The organism is Amycolatopsis sp. SID8362 (genome assembly GCF_010550475.1).
Classification (GTDB): Bacteria; Actinomycetota; Actinomycetes; order Mycobacteriales; family Pseudonocardiaceae; genus Amycolatopsis; species Amycolatopsis eburnea.
Genome location: NZ_JAAGNB010001457.1, coordinates 1 through 322 on the forward strand (window position 1 = coordinate 1; position 322 = coordinate 322).

Consider the following 322-nt stretch of genomic DNA (forward strand, 5'->3'; position numbering starts at 1 on the left):
AGCCGCCGCGCGCCTCCTGCGCCGGGCTCCGGGCCGGCCCCACCGGACCCGCGCCGGAGCCGCTCAGCACGAACCGCAGCTTGCCTTCCGCGAGCCACCGGTCGAGCTGCGCGGTCGACGGCGCGTCGTCGCGGCCGCCGAACCCGCCCATGCCGATCACGGTCGCGTCCGACTCGATGAGGAACGGCGCGACCGTCCCCGCCTCGGCGTTCACCGCGAGGGTGATCTCGGTGCCGTTCCGGGCCGCGTAGTCGAGGATCCGCCGTTGCTCGTCGGTCAACGTCGTGGTGCCGTCGCCACCCGACATCACCAGCCGCGGGCC

Annotated in this window: 1 pseudogene; it reads right to left on the minus strand. The window is 75.5% G+C overall.

Annotation, left to right across the window (positions count from 1 at the left end):
* Positions 1-322, minus strand: a pseudogene (locus tag G3I65_RS44520) (hypothetical protein); the annotation flags it as partial.